Raw genomic sequence first — 23203 nt, 5'->3', positions numbered from 1 at the left:
GCGGGGACGTGGGGGTCACCAGCTGGACTTGGTGATGCCGGGGAGCTCGCCGGCGTGGGCGGCGGCCCGGAACCGGATGCGGGAGAGCCCCACCTTGCCGACGTGACCGCGGGGCCGGCCGTCCACCTGGTCGCGGTTGCGCAGCCGCACCGGCGAGGAGTCGCGCGGCAGCTTCGCCAGCGCCCGCGATGCGGCCATCCGCTGCTCCATCGGCAACGACACGTCCTTGCTCGCGGCGCGCAGCTCCGCTCGTCGCTCAGCGTGGCGGGCCACGATCTCGCGACGCTGGTCGTTCTTGGCGATCTTGCTCCGCTTGGCCATCAGCGCTCCTCCTTGAAGTCGACATGTCGCCTGACCACCGGGTCGAACTTGCGCAGCACGATGCGGTCGGGGTCGTTGCGACGGTTCTTGCGGGTGACGTAGGTGAAGCCGGTGCCGGCCGTCGACCTCAGCTTCACGATCGGCCGGACGTCATGGCCCTTGCGCGCCATCAGAACGTCACCCCGCGGGCGGCCAGGTCGGCCACGACCGCGTCGATGCCGCGCTGGTCGACGGTCTTGATCCCCCGGGCGCTGAGCGTCAGCGTGACGTGCCGGCCCAGGGTCGGCGCCCAGTACCGCTTGCGCTGGATGTTGACGTCGAACCGTCGCTTGGTGCGGCGGTGCGAGTGCGAGACGTGGTGACCGAACCCCGGCTGGGCGCCCGTCACCGGACACACGCGTGACATCTCGTGCTCCTTCTGTAGAATGACAATCGTTCTCATCAACACTATCGGAAAGTCCCATGAAGAAGAACACGCACCCGACCTACCACCCCGTCGTCTTCCGCGACCGCAGCGGCGACCTGACCTTCCTGACCCGGTCGACGATGACCAGCGAGGAGACCGTCGAGCTCGACGGATCGACCTACCCCGTGGTCGACGTCGACGTGTCGGCCGCGAGCCACCCCTTCTGGACCGGCCGCGGTCGGGTCGTCGACACCGAGGGCCGGGTCGAGCGGTTCCGGCGCCGCTACGGGAACGACTCGTGAGGGCGCGCAAGGTCGCCACGACCCCGGTGGTCCTGGTCACCGGCATCGACGACGACGCCATGGCGTCCGCCGTCCTGGGCATGCAGTGGGACCTGCCTCAGGCGGCCGTCATGCGGCACACCCTCGACGTGTCCACCCAGCGGCTCACCCGGTTGGTCAGCGACCTGACCGGCGTCGTCGAGCACGTCTACCACGATCTCGAGCACGCCTGCGTCAGCTGCGCGTTGCGCGAGGACATCGTCCCGACCCTGGAGCGGCTCGCCGCGTCGGGACGATGGGGGTCGATCGTCGCCCACCTGCCGGTGGGGGTCGAGGCCCTGCAGGTGTGCCGCGTCATCGCGATGCACCCGGCCGCGGCGCCGCACGTGCGGATCAGCGCCGTCGTGTCGGCGCTGGACGGTCCGCGGACCCACGAGGACCTGCTGGGCGACGACCTGCTGTACGAACGTGGACTCCACTCCAGCGAGGACGACACCCGCGGGGTGGCCGAGACCAACGCCGCACTGGTCGAGTACGCCGACGCGATCGTCGTCCGGGGCGAGATCGCCGACGCCGACCGCGACCTGGTCCGTGCGCTCGCCCGACCGGGCGTGCTGCTCGTCCCTGACGCCAGCGAGCTGGACCCGACCGCCCTGACCGGCCGGATGCACGACCACGAGGTCACCGAGGACTGGGTCGACGTGGTGCGTCGCGAGCCGATCCCCCACGTCAGCTCACCGCACGTGTGGACGACCGAACTGCGGTCGGACCGACCGTTCCACCCCGAGCGGCTGCTGGCCAACATCGAGGCCCTCGGCGGAGGCCGACGCCGCTCCAGGGGCTGCTTCTGGGTGCCGACCAGGCCGAGCCAGATCTGCGCGTGGGACGGTGCCGGCGGCCAGCTGAGCGTCGGCACGGCCGCCCCGTGGGGCCGGTTCGAGCGACTGACCCGGATCATCGTGACCGGCTTGGACGACGACCACGAGGAGCTGGCCCGCACCTTCGAGTCCTGCCTGCTGACCGACGCAGAGATCGCCGCCCACGGCCTGTCCTGGAGCACCACCGAGGACGGCCTCGAACCCTGGCTCGGCGACATCCGCCGCGCCGCCTGACCACCCGCCACCACATCCGTCACCCCAGGAGGAGCCACCATGGCCGTCCCCAAGCGCAGGACCTCCCGCAGCAACACCCGTCACCGCCGTTCGCAGTGGAAGGCCACACCCCCGGACCTCGTGCCCGTCACGGTCGACGGCCGTGAGGTCCGGGTGCCGAGGCGCCTCGTGCGGGCCGTGCACGCCGGGCTGGTCGACGTCGACCGCCTCTGAACACCCACCGAAGGAGTACCACCATGAAGGTCCGCAACTCCCTGCGTTCGCTCAAGAACCAGCCCGGCTCGCAGATCGTCCGCCGGCGCGGTCGTACCTATGTCATCAACAAGCAGAACCCGCGCCTCAAGGCCCGCCAGGGCTGACCACCGCCCCCCTCCCCGCTGGCAGTGACGTTTCGGCCCTGATTCGGCCCGATCAGGGGCAGAATCGTCACTGCCAGCGGGGAGGTGAGGGGTGCGGGTGCCGCGGTGGGTGGCGGGCCTGCGCCGGGGCTGGCAGATTGCCCCCATGGACCGCGAAGACCTGACCTTCACCTCCGGCGACGACGAGGTCGCCGCGTGGCTCTACCGGCCGGCCCCGGCGGACGGGCCGGTGCCGTGCGTGGTCATGGCGCACGGCTTCTCCCTCACCCGGCACGACGGGTTGGCCCGCTATGCCGAGTCGTTCGCCGAGGCCGGCGCCGCCGCGCTGGTCATGGACTTCCGGCACCTCGGTGACTCCGGGGGGACGCCGCGGGGCCGGTTCCGCATCGGCGAGCAGCGCGACGACCTGACGGCCGCGATGCGGTTCGCCCGGAGCCTGCCGGGCGTCGACCCCGACCGGATCGTGCTGTGGGGCTTCTCCTTCGCCGGTGGCACCGCCGTCACCGTCGCCGCGCGCGACGCCCACGTCGCCGGCCTGATCCTGGTCGCGCCGTTCCTGGACGGGCTGGCCCGCGTCATCGGGACCGTGCGCCGCTCCCCCTTGGTCGCGGTGCGGGTGCTGGCGCGCGCCGTGCTCGACCTCGCCGGTCGGCACCGCACGATCCCCGTCACCGGACGCCCCGGTGACCTCGCCGCGATGACCTTCGAGGGCGAGGCTGAGGGGTTCGCCGCGGCGACCGGCGACGGATCGCCGTGGCGCAACGAGATCTCCCCCGGGGTCTTCGCCGTGGTGGCCCTGCACCGTCCGGTCCGTCTGGCGGCACGGCTGCGCTGCCCGGTGTGGGTGGCCCGCGGGAAGCGGGACGTGACCGTCTCGGCCCGGGCGATCGAACGACTCGCCGACCGCGCTCCCGGCGCCGAGCTGCACGTGCACGACGTCGACCACTTCGAGCCGTTCCACACACCGGCGGGCGACGTCCTGGCCGGCGAACAGGTCGACTGGCTGCGCCGCCACGGCCTGGTGGGGCCGGCACCGTGGCGCAAGCCGTCGGTCGGCGGTCGCCGACAGCCCTGACGTCTCAGCGCGCGGCCACCTCCGCCAGCCGGCGCGTGAACAACGCCACCACCGGGCCGTAGGCCGCCTCGACCGGTGCCGGTGCGTCCAGCGTCATCGAGACGACGCAACCGCCGGGCGCCGGCTCGACCGCGTGCACCAGGTGCACCGGGCCGACGATCCACGCCCACGACCGGCCGGGCTCCACCGCATCGATGCGAGCCGGCACCGGCAGCACACCGAGCAGCCGCACGGCACCGCGACGCCCCGCCTCCACCTCCGGCGAACCCAGCCCCCACGCACCGCGCACGTGCGGTGCCCACGTGGACCAGCGGTCCGGCCGGGCCACGAGGGCCCACAGCGTCTCTGCCGGGGCCACCGAGCTGGCCGTGCAGGTGCGCGTCATGGGCACCACGCTAGGCCGGGTCGGTCGCCCCGGCAGGTCGGGCGAGGACGGCCACGACCTCGGCCGCCGCTCGCTCCCCCGACTCGATGGCCCCGTCGATGTAGCCGGGGTGGTCACGAGCCGTCTCGGTGCCGGCCCAGTGCACCCGCCCGAGAGGTTCTGCAGGCATCGGGAGCACGTCGACGCCGGCGCCCAGCATCGGCAGGGCCACGTAGCCGCCGCCGGCGTCGGGGTCGAGGTGCCACGCCTTCTCGTGCCACTCCACCGGATCGAGCACGCCGGAGCCCAGCCGCTCGGCGAGGCGTCCCAGCAGCAGCCGGCGCCGCTCGGCCGGCGCGAGCTCGTCCAGCCGGCGGGCGTCCGGACCCCCGACGAGGAAGCACAGGTGACCCGGGCCGTCCGGGGCGCTGGTGTCGAACACCCCGCACCCGGGACGGTCGAGGTGGACGGTCTCGGCGGCAGCCGTCGTCCGCCAGAACGGCGTCGGGTAGATCGCGATCGCCTTGTAGACCGCGCCCATCGCGGTGCCCTGCTCGAGCCGCCCGCGGGGCTCCGGCAGGGGCGGCTCGTGCGCGATGCGCGCGGCGGTCGGGGGCGGGACGGCCACGACCACGGCCTGTGCCCGGAACTCACCGGAGGTCGTGCGCACCGTGACGCCGGCGGGGTCCCGCACGATCGCCGTGACGGCCGTCCCCGTGCGGACCGCCGCACCGAGTTCGGCGACGAGATGGTCGACGAGGTGCCCGGTGCCCTCCACGATCAGACCGTCCTGGGCGCCGCCGCGGCTCGTCAGCATGTCGACCACCCCGTGCTGGGTCCGGATCATGTGCACCATGGCCGTCACGGAGACCCGGCGCAGGTCCGTGGTCCAGGCGATGTGGCCGGCCACCTCCAGCAGCCGGCGGGCCCGGCCGGGCACGCGCGAGAGCCAGTCGTCGATGCTGACCGCTGCCCACCGCTGCGGACGACGCGCGCGGCGGACGCCCTCCAGCACCACGAACAGCGCGAGCGCCAGCAGGACGGTGGGCGACCACGGACGGACCCGGTCCGGACCGTTGAGCACGACGGGGATCCGAGGGCTCTGCATGCGGTAGCGGGTCGCACCGAGCTCGTCGCAGAGGGCGGCGAGTCGGTGGTGGTCGTGACCGATCCACTGCCCGCCGAGATCGAGGCGGGAGCCGAGCACCGACGTCCGGGTCAGGGTGCGACCTCCGCACCGATCGGCGGACTCCAGCACCACCACGTCGAACCCCGCCCGCCGCAGGTCGCGTGCAGCCACCAGGCCGGACACGCCCGCTCCGACCACCACGACGTCGACCCCGTGTCCGGGCGTCATGCGGTGCCCCGCGACCGGCGGCAGGAAAGGGTCAGGCCCCCACGATCATGTCGAGGGGGCCTGACCTGCGGGTGGAGCATAGGAGATTCGAACTCCTGACCTCTTCGATGCGAACGAAGCGCGCTACCAACTGCGCCAATGCCCCAGGTGCGTCGCTCAGATTACCACCGGGTCCGGAGGCGCCGGTCAGTGCCCGACGGCGCGCTGCTCGCCGTGACCGTCGTCGTCCCGGCGGCCCGGCAGCTCGGTGTCCTCACCCTCGACGTGACCCGACGTCCACGTGCCGGGCTGACCGAAGTCGATGCTGCGGACGGTGCGACCGGCCCGCGGCTTCGTGACGTAGGTGGGCAGCGTGACCGGGAGGGGGTCCCACAGCGCCTCACCGGTACTGGACACCGACGGGACGGCGATGGTGAGCCGCTCCTCCAGCGCGTCGGCCTCGAGGGCGACGGTCTCCATCTCGTGCCTGCGTCCCGGGTCGACGTCCTCGAACTGACCGGACAGGACGACGGTCTGCTCCTCGTCGGCCGAGGTGGACACCGGGGAGGCCTCGCGGGCGCGACGGCTGCCGATGCCACGCTCACCGCGCACCTGGATGCGGCAGGCCACGAGCCAGGCGACGATCAGCGCGGCCGGAGCGGCCACCCAGCTGCCGGCGACGTAGCCGGCGACCGCGGCGACGGCCGTGACGACGAGGGTCGTGACCAAGGTGATCAGCACGCGCCGACGACGGCGTGCGGCCAGCCGTGCAGCCGGTCGGTCGAGCGTCCGGGCGGCAGGCGCGGCGGAGGGGTCGAGCGAGGTCGGTCGCACGGGTTCGGCGACCACCGCGGGCTCGGCCACGGCCCGACCGGGGTGCGGGATCACCCGGCTCAGCGATCCCAGGGATCCGAGGGTGGAGGTCTTCGACGCCTCGTCGTACCGGCGCAGCACGACGGGCACGACGTACGCCACCCACAAGATGACGACGAACGCGAAGATGAGTCCGCTCGCTCCTCCGACCACGGGTACGACGGTAGGCGGGATCGGGTCCCGATCGTGGGAGGGACCGCGTGTGTCGCCCGAGATCTTCGCCCCGTCGGGCGCGCTGGCGCTCGTTAGTCGGTCAGCCGCGCCAGCACCGTGGTGCCGACGTCCTCCCGCACGAGCTGGAACAGCCGGTGGTCGCACCAGCGGCCGTCGATGTGCAGGTACCGGCGGGCGAGGCCGACGTCGTCGAAACCGAGCTTGCGGACCACCGCGAGGCTCGGGTCGTTCTCGGGTCGGACGGCGATGTCGATGCGGTGGATCCCGGCCGTGAGGAACAGGTGGTCACACACCAGGGCCACCGCGGTGGGGATGATGCCCTGGCCCGCGTGGCCGCGTCCGATCCAGTAGCCGATGCTGGCCGAGCGCGCCGAGCCCCACGTGATGCCGTTGACCGTGACCTGACCGACCATCCGGCCGTCCCAGGTGACGACGAACGGCATGGCGTCGCCCCGTCGCGCCCGCCGCAGCATGATCGAGGCCATCGCGACGTACGAGGTCGCCGGCCGGCCGCCCTCCGGCGGCAGCGTCGCCTCCCACGGGGTCAGCCAGGCGGCGCTGTCGGCCCGCAGCCGCGCCCACGCGGTCGCGTCACGGCGTCTCAGGGGTCGCACGCCGACCCGGCCCGACTCCAGGGTGACCGGCCACGAGCGACTCACCCGTCGTCCTCCGACGTGCGAGCGTGGTCACCGCCGTGGACCTGGTCGACGGCGTGAGGGAGCACCTGCGCCAGGACGGCCAGGCCGTCCTTGACCCCGCCACGCGACCCCGGCAGGTTGACGACGACGGTCGACCCCGCCACTCCCGCGACGCCGCGCGACAACATGGCGGTGGGGACGCCCTGGGCGATCCCGTGCGCCCGGATCGCCTCGGCGATGCCCGGCAGCTCCCGGTCGAGCAGCGGCCGGGTCACGTCGGGGGTGCGGTCGGTCGGGTTGATGCCGGTGCCGCCGGTCGACACGACCGCCGCGACGCCGTCGGCGACCGCGGCGGCGATGGCACGTCCGACCGGGTCGCCGTCGGGCACCACGACCGGGTCACCGACGTCGAGGCCCCACTGCCGCAGGGCCTCGACGATGAGGGGCCCGGTGGTGTCCTCGTAGATGCCGGCGGAGGCACGCCCGGAGGCCACCACGACGACGGCCCTCACGTGCGTCGCCAGTCGCCGGACCGGCCGCCGGACTTGGCGACCACCTCGACGTCGGTGATGCGGGCCAGCTTGTCGACGGCCTTGACCATGTCGACGACCGTCAGGGCGGCCACGGTGACCGAGGTGAGCGCCTCCATCTCGACCCCGGTGCGGTCGGCCGACCGTACGGTCGCCTCGACCAGCACGGCGTCGTCGGTGACCTGCAGGTCGACCTCGACCCCGCTGATCGCGATGGGGTGGCACAGCGGCACGAGGTCCGGCGTGCGCTTGGCGGCCATGATGCCGGCGACCCGGGCGACGCCGAGCGCGTCGCCCTTGGGCATCCCGTCGCCCCGCAGCAGCTCGACCACCCGAGCGCTGACCTCGACGCGTCCCCGGGCGGTGGCCGAGCGGGCCGTGACGTCCTTGCCGCCGACGTCCACCATCCGGGCGGCGCCGGTCTCGTCGACGTGCGTCAGTCGGTCGCCACCTCGGGGATCGGCCACGTCAGAACGGCCGGTCGAGGACGAGGGTGCGCACGGTGTCGCCGAGGTTGAGGGCCGTCTCGTCCTCACCGACGATGATCAGCGCGTTCGCCTGCGCGAGGGCCCCCACCTGGTGCGACCCCGCCCCGCTGATCGGGGTCACCTTGGCTCCGCGGTGCGTGACCTCGAAGTGCGCGCGCACGTACTGGCGCCGGCCCGGCGAGGAGTTGATGTCGGCGGCCAGCACGGCGTGCACCATCGGGCGCCGGTACGGCGTGAGGCCCATCATGCGGCGCAGCGCGGGCAGCACGAACACCTCGAAGCTGACGTAGGCCGACACCCCGTTGCCGGGCAGCGTGATGATGGGTGTCTGCTCGTCGAACACCTTGCCGAAGCCCTGCGGCTTGCCCGGCTGCATCGCGACCTGGTGGAACTCCACCGTGCCGAGCGCCTTCAGGGTCTGCTTGACGACGTCCCGTTCGCCCTGGCTGATGCCACCGCTGGTGACCACCAGGTCGGCCCGCACGAGCTGGTCGGACAGGACCCGGCGGAACACCTTGGGGTCGTCGCTGACCGCACCGACCCGGTAGGCGATGGCGCCGGCGCTGCGCACCGCCGCGGCGAGCATGTAGCTGTTGCCGTCGTAGATCGAGTCGTACTCCAGGTGGGCGCCGGGGTCCCGCAGCTCGTTGCCGGTGGACAGGATGACGACCCGAGGACGCGGCCGGGCACTGACCCGCGCCGCACCCAGCGAGGCGAGCAGGCCGATCTCGCGGGCTCCGAGCACGGTGCCCGCGGTGAGCACGGTGGTGCCGGCGGTGACGTCGTCGCCCGCGCGACGGATGGACTGCCCCTCGGTGGGCGCCCGGTGGATCGCGACCTTGTGACCGCCGCGATCGGTGTGCTCGAAGGGCACGACCGCGTCGGCCCCCCGGGGCAACGGGGCGCCGGTCATGATCTTGGCCGCCGTGCCGGGACTGATGGCGAACGGGCGGGCGTTGCCGGCGTGCACCTCACCAACGACGGGCAGCACCACGGGGGTCTCGCGGGTGGCGTCGCGCACGTCCTCGGCCAGCACCGCGTACCCGTCCATGCCGGAGTTGTCGAAGCGCGGCAGGTCGATGGGACTGACGAAGTCCTCGTGCAGCGGCAGGCCGAGCGACTCGACCAGCGGCTGGTCGTAGGCACGCAGCGGGCCGACGCCGCGCAGGATCTTCTCGAGGTGGTCCTCGACCGTGAGCAGACCGTCGGGGATGCTGGCCGGTCGCACGCGACCGGCGGGCGCCGCGGACGACGGCGCGTCGGGTGCGCCTTCGTCTCCTGAGGCTCCATCTCCTGCGGGCATGGGCGTCAGCCTAGTCGCGTCCCTGCAGGGATGCCGCCGCCCGCCCCGGGCGCGTCGCCGTCCTCACCGACGGTGACGTCGCCCTCGATCATCACGTCGGCTCCGAAGCGCCAGTCGCCGCGGACGGTGAGCGATCGCGCCCCGACCAACGACGGAGGGTGCGGGATGCGGGCGTCGAAGTCCCCGATGGTGGTGTAGAAGCGCCGGTCGAGATCGATCAGCGGGGGCTCCACCTGGGCGGTGACCCGGCCGTCGTCGCCCACGTCGTAGACGTCGGACCGCAGGAGCAGCAGGTCGTTGGTGGTCTTGACCGGCAGGAACCTCGCCCGGTCGACCTCGATCGCCGTGGCACCGTCGAACACCTCGACCGCGGCGCCCATCGCGGACTCGATCTGGATCACCGGGGTCGACGAGGGGTCGGTGGGGTCGACGGTCTTGGTGTTGCGGATCAGCGGCAGCCCCAGGATCCCGTCGCGTGCCTCGAGCGTGGACTTGACCTGCTGCAGGTCGAACCAGAGGTTGTTGGTGTGGAAGTAGCGGTGCCGGGTCAGGTCGGCCGCGGCCTCGGCGTCCTCCGGCGGGGTCTGCGCGGTCTCGCGCAGCACGAGGCGTCCGTCGCTGCGCCGCACCACGAGGTGCCCCCCCTTGACGTCGGCCGGCGTGCGCCGGCACACCTCGGCCGCGTACGGGGCGCCGGTCGACGCGAACCAGCCCATCATCGCCGGGTCGGGTGAGGCGCCGAGGTTGTCCGAGTTCGAGACCGTGACGTAGCGGTACCCGGCGGCGACCAGCGCCTCGAGGATCCCCGACGTCTCCAGCGCCGTGTACAGGTCGCCGTGCCCCGGCGGGCACCACTCGAGGTCGGGGTCGGCCGGCCAGTCGACGGGCGTCAGGTCGTCGGCCCGCAGCTTGGGTTCGGCGTTCTGCACGAAGTCCAGCGGCAACCCCTCGACGGCGAGGTCGGGGTGGCGCGCCAGGGCGGCGAGCGTGTCGTCGCGCGTGCGGAAGCTGTTCATGAAGATCAGGGGCAGCGGGACGTCGAGCTCGCGGCGCACGTGCTGCACCTGGCCGACGATGACGTCGAGGAACGTGCGCCCGGGCCGCACCGGCAGCAAGGACTTGGCGCGGTCCATCCCCATCGAGGTGCCGAGGCCGCCGTTGAGCTTGATGACGGCGGTCACGGCGGCGGCCGCCCGGCAGTCCTCGGGGTCGATGTCGACGCCCGATGCGTGGTCGATGCCGTCCAGGGGGTCGACGTCGGACTCGTGCACCAGACCGGTCGCCCCACCGACCAGCTGGGCGTAGAAGTCACCGAACACGTCGATCGCACGCTGCGGGACACCGGCCTCGGCCATCCGTCGTCGCGCCTGGGTCAGCCCGTCCATCCGGCCTAGGTTAGCGTCACGGCGTGAGCGACCTGCCCTCGTCCAAGGACGAGATCCGCCGCGCCCACCTGACGGCGCGGCGTGGTCGCAGCGCGGCGGCACGCGTGTCGGTGGCCGAGGCACTGGCCCAGCACGCCGCGGCGACGGCCGTCCTGGCCGGCGCGCGGCGGGCGGCGGTGTACCTGTCGACGGCCAGCGAACCGGGGACGGGACCGCTGATCGAGGGATTCCTCGCCCGCGGGACCGAGGTGCTCGTGCCGGTGGTCCGCGACGACGGCCTGCTGGACTGGGTCCTCTTCGACCCCGCCGCCGTCCGCACCGTCGGAGGACTGGGCATCAGCGAGCCGGAGGGCGAGCGCCTGGGGCCCGACGCGGTGGCCGGCGTCGACGTGGTGGTGCTTCCCGCGCTGGCGGTCGACCACGCGGGTCGCCGGCTCGGCCGCGGCGCCGGCTACTACGACCGGGCCCTCGCCGGGCTGCCGGTGGTCCGGTGCGCGGTGGTGCACGCCGACGAGCTGCTCCCGGTGGTGCCGAGCGAACCGCACGACGTGCCGGTCGACCTGGTGCTGACCGAGGCGGGGGTCTTCCGCATCCGCCGGTAGGGCGCGGGCTCACGCCCGGTGGTTTCGAGGCTCGCAGGCTCGCACCTCAACCACCGATCCCCTCACCCGGTGGTTGAGGTGCTGCGAGGAACGAGCAGCCTCGAAACCACCATCACGTCACCCCGGTGGTTGAGGTGCTGCGAGGAACGAGCAGCCTCGAAACCACTCCTGCCCCCCCGCACCCGCACCCCCGGTGGTTTCGAGGCTCGCAGGCTCGCACCTCAACCACCATCACGTCACCCCGGTGGTTGAGGTGCTGCGAGGAACGAGCAGCCTCGAAACCACTCCTGCCCCCCCGACCCACATCACCCCGGTGGTTGAGGTGCTGCGAGGAACGAGCAGCCTCGAAACCACTCCTGCCCCCACCATCACGTCACCCCGGTGGTTTCGAGGCTCGCAGGCTCGCACCTCAACCACCGACCCCCGCACCCGCACCCCCGGTGGTTTCGAGGCTCGCAGGCTCGCACCTCAACCACCGACCTCCGCACCCCTGACCACCATCGACGTTCAGGGGGTGCTGGGCACGAGGGTCAGGGTCGCCTCCGCGGACTCCTGGACCGCGCCGGGCGTGAACGCCCAGGGCAGCGTCTCGCCAGCCGCCCACGGTCCCGCCTGGTCGAGGTAGTTGCCGTGGAAGGCGTGCCCGGAGTTGCCGGTCAGCTGGATCCACCGCGAGGCGTCGAGGTCCGCCAGGTCGACGACCATGCGCATCGACGGCACCGCCGTGACCTCGAACCCCTCGGCGGCGTCCCAGCTCGTCGCGTTCACGGTGCCGCCGCCTCCGCCGAGCTCCAGCGGGCCGCGGTTGAACAACGCCTCGACCAGGCCGATGCCGGACTCGCCGAGGGTGCTGTTGACCAGCTCCAGACGGTGCAGCTCGCCCCACGACCACCGGTCCGGGTTGCGGGCGAGCCGGCTGGTCAGCTCGTCGCGTGCCAGCTGCATCGACCGGGCGAGGATCTCGTCGCGGTCCTCGATCCGTTCGGTGCCCTGGTCGTCCCACCACTCGGCGTCGCGGTCGTCGATGATGCGGTCGACGACGTTGAACCACCGCTCGCCACCACCCGGCCACTGCGACTCCGGCAGCTCGTCGCGGAACGTCAGTTCCAGCACGTACGACCAGACCACGTTGAAGTAGGCGGCCGCCGCCGAGTCGGCCGGCTGGGTGAAGTCCCACCCCCGCAGCGTGTCCTGACCCTCGCGGAAGTAGGGCGTCCCGAGCTGGAGGTCGAGCAGGAACGGCACCAGGCGTTCGGCGTTCGCGTTGTACGTGTCGGCCTGCAGGGTGGTGAAGTCGTCGACCGTGGCGTCGTCGAGGCCGGAGAGCAGGTCCAGGATCCGCTCCGAGCGGTACCCGGCGGCCGTGTCGGCGCCCAGCTCGAAGGGGTACGACGGTCCGGCCACCCGGTTGTTGGCGGTGACGATCATGCCGTCGTCAGGGTTGAGCACCGATGGCAGGTCGTCGAACTCGACCGTGCCGGTCCACTCGTAGCGCGGGTCCCATCCCGGGACCGGCCAGCGTCCGTCGCCCATGCCGCGGATCGGGATCCGGCCCGGTGCCTGGTAGCCGATGTTGCCGTCCACGTCGGCGTACACGAGGTTCTGCGACGGCACGTCGAAGGTCCGGGCGGCCTCCCTGAAGTCCTCCCAGTCCTGCGCCCGCCCCAGCTGGAAGACCGCCGCGACGGTCGGCGACGGGTCGAGCGCGGTCCACCGCAGGGCGACCTCGTAGTCGGCCGGGACCACACCCCGGGTGCGCCCCTCGCCCACGTCGGCGATGTCGTCGTCGACGTCGGAGATGAGCGGTCCGTGACGGGTCGACCGGACGACGATCTCCCGGTCGTCGCCCCCGGCGACCTCGATCGTCTCCGTGCGGGTCTCGAGGGGCACCAGCTCCCCGTCGTACAGGTAGGTGCTGCCGACCACCTGTTCGAGGTAGAGGTCGGCGACGTCGGCGTACATGGTCGTGACGCCCCACGCGATCCGGCGGTTGTGGCCGACCACCACGCCCGGGAGGCCGGAGAACGAGAAGCCGGCGACGTCGTACGGGCAGGTGTCGTCGAGCTCACGGCAGTGCAGACCCACCTGGTACCAGATGCCGGGCATCGAGGGCGCCAGGTGCGGGTCGTTGGCCAGCAACGGCTCCCCCGAGGCGGTCCGGTCGCCGCTCACGACCCAGGAGTTCGAGCCGATCCCGTCCCCGGTGCCGAGCAGCGTCGGGACCGCCGCCGCAGCCGCCGCCGCATCGGTCAGGGTCGCGACGGCCGCCGCCACGTCGGGCGCCGGGGGTCCCACCGCAGCCGGCGCGGCGGCCCCGGGGCCCGGGGCCGTGCCGTCCACGATCGTCGCGTGGTCGGCGGGATACGCGGGCCACAGCTCGGCCACCCGGGACTCCGGCAGTGACGTCCCGGCCAGGACCCGTCCGATCTCGTCGTCCATGTTGCTGCGCAGGTCCCACGCCATCGCCTTGACCCAGGCGATCGAGTCGACCGGCGTCCACGGCTCGGGCCGGTACTCCTCGCCGGTGATCGACAGCACGGCGTACTCCAGCGAGAGGTCCGAGCCGGACTTGCCCTCGATGTAGGCGTTGACCCCGCTCGCGTACGCCTCGAGCAGACGCCGGGTGTCGTCGTCGACGAGGGGCAGCTCGGACTCGGCCACCCGTCGCCACCCGAGGGTGCGGACGAACGTGTCGGTCTCCACGGCGTCCTCGCCGAAGATCTCGGCCAACCGGCCGCTCGTCACGTGCCGCCGCACGTCCATCTCGAAGAACCGGTCCTGGGCGTGGACGTAGCCCTGGGCGAAGAACAGGTCGGACGACGTGTCGGCGTACACCTGCGGGATGCCGTTGCCGTCCCGCAGGATCTCGACCGGACCATCCAGACCGTCGAGCCGGACCTCGCCGGAGGTGTCCGGGAAAGGGCCCCGGACGGTGACGTAGCCGAACACGGCCACCGCGACCAGCAGGACCGCGACCGCCACGGCCGTCCCCACGAGAAGTCGTCGCACCCGCCTCATTGTGCCCCGACCCGGACACGGGCGCCGAGCCGGCAGGTGCCGCCCGCGACGCTCAACCCGACAGCTGGGCGTCGCGGATCTCGCCGACCAGCTCCTCCAGCACGTCCTCCAGCATGACGACCCCGGACACGGTGCCGCTGGCGTCCGCGACCTGCGCCATGTGCGAGCCCCGCGCCTGCATGACCCGCAGCGCCTCCGAGAGCGCGGAGGAGGCCGAGACGGTCGCCAGCGGCCGGACCCACTTGTCGGCGACCGGTCGGACGCGGGCCGCCGGGTCGGTCTCCAGCACGTCCTTGATGTGCAGGTACCCGGTGAGGTCGCCGGTCGCGTCCGCGACGGGGAACCGGGAGAAGCCGGTCCGGGCGCAGGCCACCTCGACGTCGGCCGGGGTGGCGTCCGGAGCGATGGTGACCAGCACGTCGCGGGGCAGCAGCACCTGCGCCACCGTGCCCTCGTAGAACTCGAGGGCACCCTGGACGAGCCCGTACTCGTCGGCGTCGAGCAGGCCCTCGCGGCGGGACTCCTCGACCAGACCGGCCACCTCGTCGTGGCTGAACGTCGACGCCACCTCCGCCTTGGGCTCGATCCGCAGGGCCCGCAGGATCAGGTTGGCGATGCCGTTGAGCCCGAACACGATCGGCTTGAGCAGGGCGATCACCGCGAGCATGAACGGACCGAGGTACAACGAGGCGCGCTCGGGGGTCGCGAGGGCCAGGTTCTTGGGCACCATCTCGCCGAGCACCACGTGGGCGTACACCACCAGGGACAGCGCGATCGTGAACGCGATCGGGTGCACGGCGCCTTCGGGCACGCCGAGCGACTCCAGCGGCGGCTCGATGAGGTGCGCGATCGCCGGCTCGCTCACCGCGCCGAGCAGCAACGAGCAGATGGTGATGCCCAGCTGGGCCGCTGCCATGGCGATCGTGACGTTCTCCATGGCCTTGAGGGCCAGACGCGCCGTGCGGGAGCCGGCCTCGGCGGCAGGCTCCAGCTGGGTGCGGCGCGCCGAGATGAGCGCGAACTCGGCCGCCACGAACAGCGCGTTGAGCGCCAGCAGCACGACCGTGACCAGGATGCCGACCCACCAGCTCATCGGCCGTCCACCTCCCCGGTGGACGCGGCGGTGAGGGTGACCCGGTCGATCCGGCGGCCGTCGACGCGGTCGACCGACAACGTCACTTGGAGCGGCGCCGGGTCGTCCTCGTCGTCGCCCCGCGGCGGGCGCACCTCGAGGGTGATCGAGTCACCTCGTGCCGCCAGGTGCCCGAGCTCGGACACCATGAGGCCGGCGATGGTCTCGTAGTCGTCGCCCTCCGGGAGCATGACGCCGGTCTCCTCGAACACCTCGTCGGGACGCAGCAGGCCCGACAACGACCAGGTGCCGTCGCGGCGGTGCCGCGAGTGCGCGAACAGCCGGTCGTGCTCGTCGGCGATGTCGCCCACGATCTCCTCGACCAGGTCCTCCAGCGTGACCACGCCGTCGGTGCCGCCGTACTCGTCGACGACGACCGCCATCTGCATCCCCTGGGCCCGCAGCAGCGTCAGCAGCGGGTCGAGCTCGAGGCTGTCCGGGACGGTCGCGGCCGGGGCCGCGATGTCCTCGATCCGGGTGCTGCGCCGGCGGTCGGCCGGCACCCCCACCGCATGCTTGACGTGCACGATGCCGACGACGTCGTCGGGGGTGCGGCCGATGACGGGGAACCGCGAGTGACCGGTCTGGCGGGCCGCCTCGAGCACCGCCTCGGCGGAGTCGCGGCCCTCCAGGAAGGTGACCCGGACCCGCGGCGTGCGCACGTCGGCGGCGGTCCGGCTGCCGAAGGCGATGCTGCGGGCCACCAGGGTGGCGGTCTGGTCGTCGATCGCGCCCTGCTGGGCCGACCGCAGCACGAGGGAACGCAGCTCCAGCGGTGACCGCGCCGATCGCAGCTCCTCCTGGGGTTCGACCCCCCACGAGCGCAGGATCGCGTTCGCCGTGCCGTTGAGCCACCGGATCGGGTAGGCCATGACGTTCGTGAACCAGCGCTGCGGCAGCTGGGTGACGGCGGCGGTGCGCAACGGCAGCGCCAGCGCGATGTTCTTGGGGACCAGCTCGCCGACCAGCATCGTGACGACGGTGCTGAGCCCGAGGGCCAGCGCGTAGCCGGTGAACCGGGCGGCGCCGCCCTCCAGTCCGGCCGAGGCGAGCGGATCGGCCAGCAACCGGCCGATCGCCGGTTCGGCGAGGAAGCCGATCGCCAGGTTGGTGATGGTGATGCCGAGCTGGGCGCTGCTCAGCTGCGTCGACAGGGTGCGCAGGGCGGCCTGGGTGCCCAGCGCCCCCCGCTGACCCTCGGCCACGGCACGCTCCACGCTGGCGCGATCGACGGTGACGAACGAGAACTCGGCGGCGACGAAGATGCCGCAGGCGAACATGAGGAACAGGGAGAGCGCGAGGAGCAGGACCTCGGTCACGAGGCGGCTCCGGCAGGCGGGGGCTCATTCACAGTGCGGCCAACTGTACCCTTGGCCTGCTCGCCCCATCGACCTGGAGAACCGCCGTGCCCACCTACCAGTACCAGTGCACCGACTGCGGAGAAGGCCTCGAGGTGCAGCAGAGCTTCACCGAGGACTCGCTGACCGTGTGCCCCGCGTGCGAGGGGCGTCTCCGCAAGGTGTTCAACGCCGTCGGCGTGGTGTTCAAGGGCTCCGGCTTCTACCGCAACGACAGCCGGTCGACCACGACGTCCTCGGACGCGGCGAGCTCGAGCACGTCCTCAACAGCTGCCACGCCGGCGTCGGGCTCGTCGGGCTCGTCGTCGGCGGCACCCGCCAAGCCGGCGAAGTCGTCCGGCAGCGGCACCGACTCCGCGGCCTGAGCCGGCAGGCGCGGACCGCGCCTGTGGACGGACCGCTGCGCACGGGGGCGCGTCGCGCCTAGCCTCGCCGGCATGGACCGTGTCGACCGCTGGGTGTTCCTGCACCGCCGTCTCCTCGCCGCCGCACTGGCCGGCCTCGCCGTGCTGATGGTGGTCTCGGCCCTGCGGGACGTCCCGGCCGGGGTCCCCGTGGTCGTCGCCGGGGACGACCTGCCCAGCGGGCACGTGCTGAGCGCCCGCGACCTCGAGGTCCGGCACTTCCCGGCCGACGTCGTGCCCGCCGGCTCCCCCACCGACCCCGGGGCGGTCATGGGTCGGTCGCTCGCCGGTCCGGTCCGCGCCGGCGAACCCCTGACCGACCGGCGCCTCCTCGACGGCGACGACCTGTCGGGCTACGGCATCGACGGGCCGGCGGTGCTGTCGACGGTGCGGCTGGCCGACCCGGGCAGCCTCGCGGTCGTCGGCGTCGGTGACACCGTCGACGTCATCGCGGTCGACCCGCGCGGGGAGTCCGAGCCGCGGGTCGTGGTCGCGGCTGCCCGCGTGGCCGCTCTGCCCGCGGCCGATCCCGACCGGCCCGGAACCGGGGCCGTGGTCACCCTGGCCACGACCGAGGAGGCCGCGCCCGCGCTCGCCGCGGCCGGTCTCAACGCCGAGCTGACCGTGGTCGCCCGCCGCTAGGATCGGCGGGTCGGGGGCGCGCTCGCCCTCCCGATTCCGGATCGACCCAGAGGGGACCACCATGCTCCAAGGATTCAAGGACTTCCTGCTGCGCGGCAACATCGTCGACCTGGCCGTCGCCGTCGTCATCGGCACCGCCTTCACCGCCCTGGTCGGCGCGTTCACCGCGTCGTTCATCGACCCGCTGATCGGGCTGGTCGGCGGTGGCGGACCCAGCGGCATGAGCTTCGAGGTGAACGACCAGACGTTCACGGTCGGCGCCTTCATCACGGCGATCATCACCTTCGCGATCACCGCGGCGGTCGTGTACTTCTTCGTCGTGGTGCCGATGAAGAAGATGAACGAGCTGCGCGCTGCCGGCAAGGCTCCGGAGCCCGAGGGCGTGTCGGAGGACATCGCCCTGCTGCGCGAGATCCGCGACTCGCTGCAGAACCGGCCCAGCTGACGCCGGACTCAGCCCCCGTGGTGGGGCGGGACGTCACGCCGCAGGTCGTCGTCGTGCGACGACCCGGCCGGCTCGCCCCACCCACGGTCGGTGTCGTCGTCGGACGTCGACGGCACCAGGTCACCCAGGCGGTCGGCGGCACGGCGGGCCGCCTCGCGGGCGTCGCGGCCGCCGGACTCAGGCGTCGTCATCGAGCCAGTCCGGGGTCAGCTTCGGGTGCGCGGGGTACCAGCCGGTGCGCTCGCTGAACCGTTGCGAGCTCACCCGCTGCGAACGGGTCAGGATCTCCAGCTTGTCGGACCCCGCCCGCAGCACCCACGGCGGGACGAACCGACCCTCGCGCCGGCCTGCCGCCTGTGCCACGACGTCGGCGAAGTCGCGGCGCTGCACCGGCTCGGCGCCGATGTTGTACGTGCCGCTCGGCGCCGACAGGGCGTGCTCCACCGCGCTGCCGACGTCGTCGGGGTGCACGACGTGCATCCAGGTGTCCGGGTCGCCGGTGACGAACGGGCGCCCGCGGCGGGCCCGGTGCATCATCCAGGCGGAGTTGGGGTCGAACCCGACGACCAGTCCCAGTCGCAGGCAGACCGCGTCGCCCGCCCCGTCGGCCACGAACCGGGCCATCCGGGTCTCGGCGACCACGAGGGGCTCGGTCGTGCGCGAGACGTCGACGAGCGAGTCCTCGTCGATCCACCCGTCGCCGTGGTCGGCGTAGATGAAGCTGAGCGACTGCTGCACCAGCCGGCGGACGCCGACCTCACGAGCCGCGTCGACCAGCAGCCGGGTGCCGCGCAGCCGCAACCGGTCGATCTGCTTCAGCGATCCCGGCCGCAGGGCGGACCGACCGACCGGCACCTTGGTGGCGAGGTTCGCCACGGCGTCGCAGCCCTGCATCGCTGCGGGCAGGACCCCGTCGTCGAGCAGGTCGCCGCGGTGGGGGGTGGCGCCGAGCGCCTCCACGACCTCCGCGGCCCGGTCGGTGCGCACGAGACCGACGACGTCGTGGTCGGCGGCCGTCAGGGCCCGGACCGTCGCACGGCCCAGGACGCCTCCGGCGCCGGTCACCAGCACCCGCATCCGCATCCCTCCTGCCCGTCGTCGGCAGCCGACGTCGACCCGGCCGCAAGGAGACATCCTACCGGTGGGTCACTACAGGTCAGCCGAGTCCGAAGAACTCCACCATCACCTCGGTGGCGTCCACGTCGGTCGACGTGGAGCCGAGCGCGGGGACCGGCGTGCCCCCCGGCCAGGTGTGGCCGCCGCCCTCGATCACGTAGGCCTCGAGCCTGGCGTCGGCGCACGCGGTCCAGCTGAGCAGCGTGATGCCGTCGGCGAAGGAGGTCTCGGCCGGCCTCGATCGGCACCGGTCGTGGGCGGCCCACTGACGCAGGGTCGGCTCGACGGCGGGGAGCGGTCCGATGGGGGTCTCGCCGCCCTCGAACGGCACCACCTGGTCCTCGGTGCCGTGGAAGTAGACGATCGAGGTGGGCGGTGCCGAGGAGCAGGTCGACGTGTAGACCAGCGCCCCGACCCCGGCGTAGGCGCGGATGGGCAGCTGCCCCGAGCAGGCCAGGGCCATGCTCATCGCGCTGCCGTTGGACAGTCCGGTCATGAACTGTCGCGCCGGGTCCCCGCAGAACTGCGTGACGGCGGTGTCCACGACGGCGCTGAGGAACTCCGCGTCGGAGCCCGGGGTGGTGACCGGGGTCTCGATGTCCCAGCCGGTCGGACGACCCTGGCCCGTCGGGGCCACGACGATGAATCCGTGGCGCTCCGCGGCGTCGACGAACCCGGTGTAGTCCAGCGTCACGATGGGGTCCGAGCCGCGGCCGTGCAGCAGGTGCACGACGGGCACCTGACGACCCGGCTCGACCGACTCCGGGACCATCAGCACGAAGCTGCGGATCTCGCCGCCCACCGTGACGACCTGCTCGGTCAGTCCGCGGGGCAGCTGCGTCTCGCACGCTCCGCCCGCTGCAGGCTCGGTGGTCGGGGCCGGCTCACCGGCTCGACGGGCGTCGTCGCCCGAGCAGGCGCTCAGCAGCAGCATCGCGCTCACACCGGTCGCCAGCCATCGCCTCACCCAACCATCCTCTCGCGTCATCGCGAACCGTGCGGGGTAACCCGGCGTGCTCCCCCGCCGCCGGGCGTGCCCCCGAGAGGATTCGAACCTCCGACCTGTGGTTTAGGAAACCATCGCTCTATCCCCTGAGCTACGGGGGCGGGGGCCGGGTCTCCCCGGCCCCCACATCCTGACACGTCGGTCCCGAGGACCGGCCGTCAGCCGCCCGGAGGTCGGACCGGAAGGTCACGTGAAGATGCTGACTCCGCCCGGCCCGACGAGCAGACCGACGACGATCAGGACGATGCCCCAGATCATTTCGCGGCGCAGCAGTGCCAGTACGCCGGACACCACCAGGACGACGGCGATGATCCACAGGATGAGTTCCATGTCGGGCTCCTTGTTCAGTTCGGACGTGATGCTCCGCACGACAGCGTCGCACGTGGCCCGGTTGTACCCCGGCGGACTGGGTAACAAACCCACAGCTGTGCACAAACCTGTTCACAAACTTGTTCAGCCACTTGCGCTGGTGAACAAGTTCTGGATAAGTTATGAATCACTTACGGATCACCCGCTCCGATCCACACCGACCTCCCAAGGGGGAGACATGGCGAACCTCAAGCGACTTCCGATGCCGCTGCTCGAGACCTACGAGTGGCAGTTCGACGGCGCCTGCATGGGCCTGGACTCAGCCGTCTTCTTCTCGCCCGACGCCGAGCGCGGTGCGGCCAAGGCGCTGCGGGAGGCCGGCGCGAAGGCCGTCTGCGCCACCTGCCCGGTCATCGACCAGTGCCGCGAGCACGCTCTCAACGCCCGCGAGCCCTACGGCGTGTGGGGTGGGCTGACCGTCGACGAGCGGGCCCAGCTGGTGCGCACCGCGAAGGCCGGCTGACCCCTCAGCGGTGGATCAGGCAGGTCGTGGTGCCGTGGGCCACGAGCCGGTCCTGGTCGTCGACGACACGGCCCTCCGCCGTGGCCACCTGGCGGCCGGCGTGGATGACCGTCCCCGTGCCCCGCAACCGGCGGCCGTCGATCGGCACCGTGCGGATGTAGTTGACCTTGAGCTCCAGCGTGCCGTACCCGACGCCCGCCTCCAGCAGCGTGTGGACCGAACACCCCATGACGGAGTCGAGCAGCGTGGCCGCGATGCCGCCGTGCAGCACCCCCAGCGGATTGCTGAACTCCTGCACCGTCGGCACCGTGAACGTGACGCGACCGGACTCGATCTCCTCGACCTCCATGTGCAGCAGGTCGCCGATGAACCGCGGCCGGTCCTCCAGGGCGAACGCCGTGCGCAGGTACTCCAGCCCGCTCATGCGCGACATCGCATCGAGCTGCTCGGACGACAGGGCTTCACTCACGGGTGCTCCTCGGGTCGGCGCCCACTGTAGACCGGCGACGGCGGTCAGCGCGGGCCGTGGGTGCCGAGCAGCAGCACCGGCCGGTCGAGCCGATCGGCCGTGCCCAGCACGGCCGCGACGGCCTTGGCGGTGTAGACCGGTTCGAGCTCCAACCCCAGATCCGCGGCCCGGCCCAGCGCTGCCTGGCCCTCCGGGGTCGGTGCGCCGTAGGTCTGCCCCATCCACTCGGCGGTGGTGTCGAGATCGTCCGCGGTGAGGCGCAGGTCGACCTCGGCCCCACGGTCGCGCAGGAGCTCGACGGTCTCGTTGGCCAGGCCCGCGACGGTGACGGCGTCGAGGCGGAAGGCGTCGTTGACGACGATGCCGAGCACCCGGGTGGACAGACCGGCCAGCCGCAGCCCCAGGGCGAGGCCGGCCGCCGTCCCGCCCGACCCGACCGCGGTGACGATCGTGGCCGGCTCGGGCAGCTCGCCGGCTGCGACCTGGTCGGCGATCTCGAGCGCCGCCTCGACGTACCCGAGGGTGCCGACCGGCGAGGAGCCGCCGGCCGGGAGGTAGTAGGGCAGGTGTCCGCGCTGCGAGTACCGCAGCAGCAACCAGGGGGCGGCGAGCTTGAGCCTCGCCACGGACCGGTACCGGTGGATCAGCGCGCCGGACGCCTCCAACCGGCGCAGCTGGTCGCGGACGTGGTCGTCGACCGGCTGGTCGACGAGGCCCAGCACCGTGCGCAGACCGTGGTCGGCGCCGTAGAGCGCCGCGGCGAGTCCCCAGTGCGTGCCGATGCCACCGACGGTGAGGAGGGTGGACCGGCCCCGACGGTGCGCCTCCGGGATGATCCACTCCAGCTTGCGGACCTTGTTGCCGCCCCAGGCTCCGTCACCGAACGCGCCGTCGTCCTTGATCCACACCTCGGGCCCGAGGCCGACCGCCTGCCGGACCGGGGTCGGCGAGGAGCCCAGCCTCACCGAGGGCAGGTCGGCCCGCGGGAACAGCTCCCCGAGACGACTCACCTAGTCGACCACGACGTCGTCGGGGACGAACGACGGCGCCGGCTCGTCCCAGCGCCACCGCCGGACGCTGTACCCCAGCAGCGCCCACGCGGCCACGGCCGAGGCGATGAGGCCGAGGCCCGTGATCCACCCCGCAGCCGGGAGCTCAGGGCCGAGGTCGAACCCCACCACCGTGAACTCCGGGATGGACGGCGACGTCCACCACACGACGCCGAGCGCCACCAGCCACACGCCGCCGGCGAAGCTGGCGATGATCCGTGGCCAGGTCGCCACCCCGTAGCGGGCGGCCTCGACGGCACGACGCTGCAGCGGCTCCAGGATGCGCCGCGCCCACGTGTAGTGCCGGGCCAGCAGGGCCACGCCTGCGACGAGCACGATGGTGCCCGGTCCCGGCAGCGGCATCATGGGGATGCCGATCAGGACGAGGGTCCAGCCGAGCAGCTCGCTGCCCGTCCGGGCGAACCAGGCCCGCAGGCGTCCGGACCACGTCCGACGACCGCGCACCGGGGTCTCGACGTCCATGT

General features: G+C 72.7%; 31 protein-coding genes and 2 tRNA genes. 10 read left to right on the top strand and 23 right to left on the bottom strand.

The annotated features are described in order from the left end of the window. Positions 1-15: 15 nt before the first annotated feature. From rpsN to rpmB, 3 genes are read right to left on the bottom strand one after another with little or no spacing between them, the layout of a single operon-like run. The gene (gene rpsN, locus HMPREF0063_RS01560; RefSeq protein ID WP_007076886.1) at positions 16-321 is read right to left on the bottom strand and encodes a 30S ribosomal protein S14; all 306 of its coding nucleotides are present in this window, start codon (positions 319-321) and stop codon (positions 16-18) included. After that, complete coding sequence (gene rpmG, locus HMPREF0063_RS01555) at positions 321-491, bottom strand: 50S ribosomal protein L33 (protein WP_007076885.1); 171 nt, start codon at positions 489-491, stop codon at positions 321-323. Before rpmG ends, rpsN begins: the two co-directional genes overlap by 1 nt. Beyond that, positions 491-727, bottom strand: coding sequence for a 50S ribosomal protein L28 (rpmB, locus tag HMPREF0063_RS01550; protein ID WP_040320020.1), 237 nt, complete (start codon positions 725-727; stop codon positions 491-493). Before rpmB ends, rpmG begins: the two co-directional genes overlap by 1 nt. 56 nt (positions 728-783) lie before the next feature. Between rpmB and HMPREF0063_RS01545 the strand changes: the two genes are divergently transcribed. The 5 genes from HMPREF0063_RS01545 (at position 784) to HMPREF0063_RS01525 (ending at position 3554) form a co-directional block, all read left to right on the top strand. Continuing rightward, the gene (locus HMPREF0063_RS01545; protein WP_007076883.1) at positions 784-1029 is read left to right on the top strand and encodes a type B 50S ribosomal protein L31; all 246 of its coding nucleotides are present in this window, start codon (positions 784-786) and stop codon (positions 1027-1029) included. Next, on the top strand, positions 1026-2120 hold the full coding sequence (locus HMPREF0063_RS01540; RefSeq protein WP_007076882.1) for a GTP-binding protein: 1095 nt from the start codon (positions 1026-1028) through the stop codon (positions 2118-2120). The genes HMPREF0063_RS01545 and HMPREF0063_RS01540 overlap by 4 nt, the downstream gene beginning before the upstream one ends. A 39-nt stretch (positions 2121-2159) precedes the next feature. Next, a complete protein-coding gene (rpmF, locus tag HMPREF0063_RS01535; RefSeq protein WP_007076881.1) occupies positions 2160-2333 on the top strand; it encodes a 50S ribosomal protein L32 in 174 nt (57 codons plus the stop codon). Positions 2334-2356: 23 nt separating this feature from the next. After that, positions 2357-2479, top strand: coding sequence for a type B 50S ribosomal protein L36 (ykgO, locus tag HMPREF0063_RS01530; RefSeq protein ID WP_007076880.1), 123 nt, complete (start codon positions 2357-2359; stop codon positions 2477-2479). A 145-nt stretch (positions 2480-2624) separates the two neighbouring features. Beyond that, entirely contained in the window at positions 2625-3554 is a 930-nt protein-coding gene (locus tag HMPREF0063_RS01525; protein WP_156794005.1) for an alpha/beta hydrolase, read from the top strand. A gap of 4 nt (positions 3555-3558) precedes the next feature. Here HMPREF0063_RS01525 and HMPREF0063_RS01520 read toward each other — a convergent pair whose 3' ends face one another. The 9 genes from HMPREF0063_RS01520 to HMPREF0063_RS01480 all read right to left on the bottom strand — a co-directional run bounded on the left by HMPREF0063_RS01520 (position 3559) and on the right by HMPREF0063_RS01480 (position 10645). Then, positions 3559-3939: an SRPBCC family protein gene (locus tag HMPREF0063_RS01520; RefSeq protein WP_007076878.1), complete on the bottom strand. Its 381-nt coding sequence runs from the start codon at positions 3937-3939 to the stop codon at positions 3559-3561. 10 nt (positions 3940-3949) lie between these two features. Further along, entirely contained in the window at positions 3950-5275 is a 1326-nt protein-coding gene (locus tag HMPREF0063_RS01515) for a flavin monoamine oxidase family protein (RefSeq protein WP_007076877.1), read from the bottom strand. A gap of 72 nt (positions 5276-5347) precedes the next feature. After that, positions 5348-5420: transfer RNA gene (locus tag HMPREF0063_RS01510), tRNA-Ala, on the bottom strand. A gap of 41 nt (positions 5421-5461) precedes the next feature. Beyond that, a complete protein-coding gene (sepX, locus tag HMPREF0063_RS01505) occupies positions 5462-6280 on the bottom strand; it encodes a divisome protein SepX/GlpR (protein ID WP_007076876.1) in 819 nt (272 codons plus the stop codon). A 92-nt stretch (positions 6281-6372) separates the two neighbouring features. Continuing rightward, entirely contained in the window at positions 6373-6960 is a 588-nt protein-coding gene (locus HMPREF0063_RS01500) for a GNAT family N-acetyltransferase (RefSeq protein WP_007076875.1), read from the bottom strand. Further along, complete coding sequence (locus HMPREF0063_RS01495) at positions 6957-7451, bottom strand: MogA/MoaB family molybdenum cofactor biosynthesis protein (RefSeq protein WP_007076874.1); 495 nt, start codon at positions 7449-7451, stop codon at positions 6957-6959. Before HMPREF0063_RS01495 ends, HMPREF0063_RS01500 begins: the two co-directional genes overlap by 4 nt. Next, positions 7448-7936: a cyclic pyranopterin monophosphate synthase MoaC gene (moaC, locus tag HMPREF0063_RS01490; protein WP_007076873.1), complete on the bottom strand. Its 489-nt coding sequence runs from the start codon at positions 7934-7936 to the stop codon at positions 7448-7450. The genes HMPREF0063_RS01495 and moaC overlap by 4 nt, the downstream gene beginning before the upstream one ends. A gap of 1 nt (position 7937) precedes the next feature. Beyond that, positions 7938-9260: a molybdotransferase-like divisome protein Glp gene (glp, locus tag HMPREF0063_RS01485; protein ID WP_007076872.1), complete on the bottom strand. Its 1323-nt coding sequence runs from the start codon at positions 9258-9260 to the stop codon at positions 7938-7940. Between the two features lie 5 nt (positions 9261-9265). After that, complete coding sequence (locus tag HMPREF0063_RS01480; protein ID WP_007076871.1) at positions 9266-10645, bottom strand: UTP--glucose-1-phosphate uridylyltransferase; 1380 nt, start codon at positions 10643-10645, stop codon at positions 9266-9268. Between the two features lie 23 nt (positions 10646-10668). On the opposite strand from HMPREF0063_RS01480, the gene HMPREF0063_RS01475 reads away from it, so the two are divergent. Further along, on the top strand, positions 10669-11247 hold the full coding sequence (locus HMPREF0063_RS01475) for a 5-formyltetrahydrofolate cyclo-ligase (RefSeq protein ID WP_007076870.1): 579 nt from the start codon (positions 10669-10671) through the stop codon (positions 11245-11247). Between the two features lie 507 nt (positions 11248-11754). Here HMPREF0063_RS01475 and HMPREF0063_RS01470 read toward each other — a convergent pair. From HMPREF0063_RS01470 to HMPREF0063_RS01460, 3 genes are read right to left on the bottom strand one after another with little or no spacing between them, the layout of a single operon-like run. Next, positions 11755-14265: a penicillin acylase family protein gene (locus HMPREF0063_RS01470; protein WP_007076868.1), complete on the bottom strand. Its 2511-nt coding sequence runs from the start codon at positions 14263-14265 to the stop codon at positions 11755-11757. Between the two features lie 52 nt (positions 14266-14317). Further along, entirely contained in the window at positions 14318-15358 is a 1041-nt protein-coding gene (locus HMPREF0063_RS01465) for a hemolysin family protein (protein ID WP_007076867.1), read from the bottom strand. After that, positions 15355-16716, bottom strand: coding sequence for a hemolysin family protein (locus HMPREF0063_RS01460; RefSeq protein WP_007076866.1), 1362 nt, complete (start codon positions 16714-16716; stop codon positions 15355-15357). The genes HMPREF0063_RS01465 and HMPREF0063_RS01460 overlap by 4 nt, the downstream gene beginning before the upstream one ends. 86 nt (positions 16717-16802) lie before the next feature. On the opposite strand from HMPREF0063_RS01460, the gene HMPREF0063_RS01455 reads away from it, so the two are divergent. From HMPREF0063_RS01455 to mscL, 3 genes are all read left to right on the top strand, one after another. Then, positions 16803-17120 carry an FmdB family zinc ribbon protein gene (locus HMPREF0063_RS01455; RefSeq protein ID WP_007076865.1) on the top strand — a complete coding sequence of 106 codons (318 nt, stop codon included), beginning with the start codon at positions 16803-16805 and terminating at the stop codon, positions 17118-17120. A 72-nt stretch (positions 17121-17192) separates the two neighbouring features. Beyond that, positions 17193-17801 (top strand): SAF domain-containing protein, encoded by a 609-nt coding sequence (locus HMPREF0063_RS01450; protein WP_040320019.1) that lies wholly within the window; start codon positions 17193-17195, stop codon positions 17799-17801. Between the two features lie 61 nt (positions 17802-17862). Continuing rightward, the gene (mscL, locus tag HMPREF0063_RS01445) at positions 17863-18246 is read left to right on the top strand and encodes a large conductance mechanosensitive channel protein MscL (RefSeq protein ID WP_007076864.1); all 384 of its coding nucleotides are present in this window, start codon (positions 17863-17865) and stop codon (positions 18244-18246) included. Positions 18247-18254: 8 nt separating this feature from the next. Here mscL and HMPREF0063_RS01440 read toward each other — a convergent pair whose 3' ends face one another. The 5 genes from HMPREF0063_RS01440 to HMPREF0063_RS16725 form a co-directional block, all read right to left on the bottom strand. Beyond that, positions 18255-18437 carry a hypothetical protein gene (locus HMPREF0063_RS01440; RefSeq protein WP_007076863.1) on the bottom strand — a complete coding sequence of 61 codons (183 nt, stop codon included), beginning with the start codon at positions 18435-18437 and terminating at the stop codon, positions 18255-18257. Beyond that, positions 18424-19323, bottom strand: coding sequence for an NAD-dependent epimerase/dehydratase family protein (locus HMPREF0063_RS01435; RefSeq protein WP_040320409.1), 900 nt, complete (start codon positions 19321-19323; stop codon positions 18424-18426). Before HMPREF0063_RS01435 ends, HMPREF0063_RS01440 begins: the two co-directional genes overlap by 14 nt. 79 nt (positions 19324-19402) lie before the next feature. Next, positions 19403-20329 carry a CE1 family esterase gene (locus tag HMPREF0063_RS01430; protein WP_156794004.1) on the bottom strand — a complete coding sequence of 309 codons (927 nt, stop codon included), beginning with the start codon at positions 20327-20329 and terminating at the stop codon, positions 19403-19405. Positions 20330-20396: 67 nt separating this feature from the next. Next, positions 20397-20469, bottom strand: a tRNA-Arg gene (locus tag HMPREF0063_RS01425). 85 nt (positions 20470-20554) lie between these two features. Beyond that, positions 20555-20698, bottom strand: coding sequence for a GPGG-motif small membrane protein (locus tag HMPREF0063_RS16725; protein WP_169309964.1), 144 nt, complete (start codon positions 20696-20698; stop codon positions 20555-20557). Between the two features lie 217 nt (positions 20699-20915). Between HMPREF0063_RS16725 and HMPREF0063_RS01415 the strand changes: the two genes are divergently transcribed. Beyond that, on the top strand, positions 20916-21200 hold the full coding sequence (locus HMPREF0063_RS01415; RefSeq protein ID WP_007076860.1) for a WhiB family transcriptional regulator: 285 nt from the start codon (positions 20916-20918) through the stop codon (positions 21198-21200). A 4-nt stretch (positions 21201-21204) separates the two neighbouring features. Here HMPREF0063_RS01415 and HMPREF0063_RS01410 read toward each other — a convergent pair whose 3' ends face one another. Genes HMPREF0063_RS01410 through HMPREF0063_RS01400 form a run of 3 tightly spaced genes read right to left on the bottom strand, consistent with a single transcriptional unit; the run spans position 21205 to position 23201 of the window. Further along, positions 21205-21669 (bottom strand): PaaI family thioesterase, encoded by a 465-nt coding sequence (locus HMPREF0063_RS01410; protein ID WP_007076859.1) that lies wholly within the window; start codon positions 21667-21669, stop codon positions 21205-21207. Between the two features lie 44 nt (positions 21670-21713). Next, positions 21714-22679, bottom strand: coding sequence for a 1-aminocyclopropane-1-carboxylate deaminase/D-cysteine desulfhydrase (locus HMPREF0063_RS01405; RefSeq protein WP_007076858.1), 966 nt, complete (start codon positions 22677-22679; stop codon positions 21714-21716). Continuing rightward, the gene (locus tag HMPREF0063_RS01400) at positions 22680-23201 is read right to left on the bottom strand and encodes a PGPGW domain-containing protein (protein ID WP_007076857.1); all 522 of its coding nucleotides are present in this window, start codon (positions 23199-23201) and stop codon (positions 22680-22682) included. Between the last annotated feature and the right edge of the window lie 2 nt (positions 23202-23203).

It is taken from the genome of Aeromicrobium marinum DSM 15272 (assembly GCF_000160775.2).
GTDB lineage: Bacteria > Actinomycetota > Actinomycetes > Propionibacteriales > Nocardioidaceae > Aeromicrobium > Aeromicrobium marinum.
This window is presented reverse-complemented; position numbering and strand designations above follow the sequence as displayed.

What these genes read in the sequence shown, in the direction of transcription:
- rpsN (WP_007076886.1), bottom strand. Translation starts at nt 321, where the DNA reads ATGGCCAAGCGGAGCAAGATCGCCAAGAACGACCAGCGTCGCGAGATC.
- rpmG (WP_007076885.1), bottom strand. Translation starts at nt 491, where the DNA reads ATGGCGCGCAAGGGCCATGACGTCCGGCCGATCGTGAAGCTGAGGTCG.
- rpmB (WP_040320020.1), bottom strand. Translation starts at nt 727, where the DNA reads ATGTCACGCGTGTGTCCGGTGACGGGCGCCCAGCCGGGGTTCGGTCAC.
- HMPREF0063_RS01545 (WP_007076883.1), top strand. Translation starts at nt 784, where the DNA reads ATGAAGAAGAACACGCACCCGACCTACCACCCCGTCGTCTTCCGCGAC.
- rpmF (WP_007076881.1), top strand. Translation starts at nt 2,160, where the DNA reads ATGGCCGTCCCCAAGCGCAGGACCTCCCGCAGCAACACCCGTCACCGC.
- ykgO (WP_007076880.1), top strand. Translation starts at nt 2,357, where the DNA reads ATGAAGGTCCGCAACTCCCTGCGTTCGCTCAAGAACCAGCCCGGCTCG.
- HMPREF0063_RS01525 (WP_156794005.1), top strand. Translation starts at nt 2,625, where the DNA reads ATGGACCGCGAAGACCTGACCTTCACCTCCGGCGACGACGAGGTCGCC.
- HMPREF0063_RS01520 (WP_007076878.1), bottom strand. Translation starts at nt 3,939, where the DNA reads ATGACGCGCACCTGCACGGCCAGCTCGGTGGCCCCGGCAGAGACGCTG.
- HMPREF0063_RS01515 (WP_007076877.1), bottom strand. Translation starts at nt 5,275, where the DNA reads ATGACGCCCGGACACGGGGTCGACGTCGTGGTGGTCGGAGCGGGCGTG.
- glp (WP_007076872.1), bottom strand. Translation starts at nt 9,260, where the DNA reads ATGCCCGCAGGAGATGGAGCCTCAGGAGACGAAGGCGCACCCGACGCG.
- HMPREF0063_RS01480 (WP_007076871.1), bottom strand. Translation starts at nt 10,645, where the DNA reads ATGGACGGGCTGACCCAGGCGCGACGACGGATGGCCGAGGCCGGTGTC.
- HMPREF0063_RS01470 (WP_007076868.1), bottom strand. Translation starts at nt 14,265, where the DNA reads ATGAGGCGGGTGCGACGACTTCTCGTGGGGACGGCCGTGGCGGTCGCG.
- HMPREF0063_RS01465 (WP_007076867.1), bottom strand. Translation starts at nt 15,358, where the DNA reads ATGAGCTGGTGGGTCGGCATCCTGGTCACGGTCGTGCTGCTGGCGCTC.
- HMPREF0063_RS01450 (WP_040320019.1), top strand. Translation starts at nt 17,193, where the DNA reads ATGGACCGTGTCGACCGCTGGGTGTTCCTGCACCGCCGTCTCCTCGCC.
- mscL (WP_007076864.1), top strand. Translation starts at nt 17,863, where the DNA reads ATGCTCCAAGGATTCAAGGACTTCCTGCTGCGCGGCAACATCGTCGAC.
- HMPREF0063_RS01440 (WP_007076863.1), bottom strand. Translation starts at nt 18,437, where the DNA reads ATGACGACGCCTGAGTCCGGCGGCCGCGACGCCCGCGAGGCGGCCCGC.
- HMPREF0063_RS01435 (WP_040320409.1), bottom strand. Translation starts at nt 19,323, where the DNA reads ATGCGGGTGCTGGTGACCGGCGCCGGAGGCGTCCTGGGCCGTGCGACG.
- HMPREF0063_RS16725 (WP_169309964.1), bottom strand. Translation starts at nt 20,698, where the DNA reads ATGGAACTCATCCTGTGGATCATCGCCGTCGTCCTGGTGGTGTCCGGC.
- HMPREF0063_RS01415 (WP_007076860.1), top strand. Translation starts at nt 20,916, where the DNA reads ATGGCGAACCTCAAGCGACTTCCGATGCCGCTGCTCGAGACCTACGAG.
- HMPREF0063_RS01400 (WP_007076857.1), bottom strand. Translation starts at nt 23,201, where the DNA reads ATGGACGTCGAGACCCCGGTGCGCGGTCGTCGGACGTGGTCCGGACGC.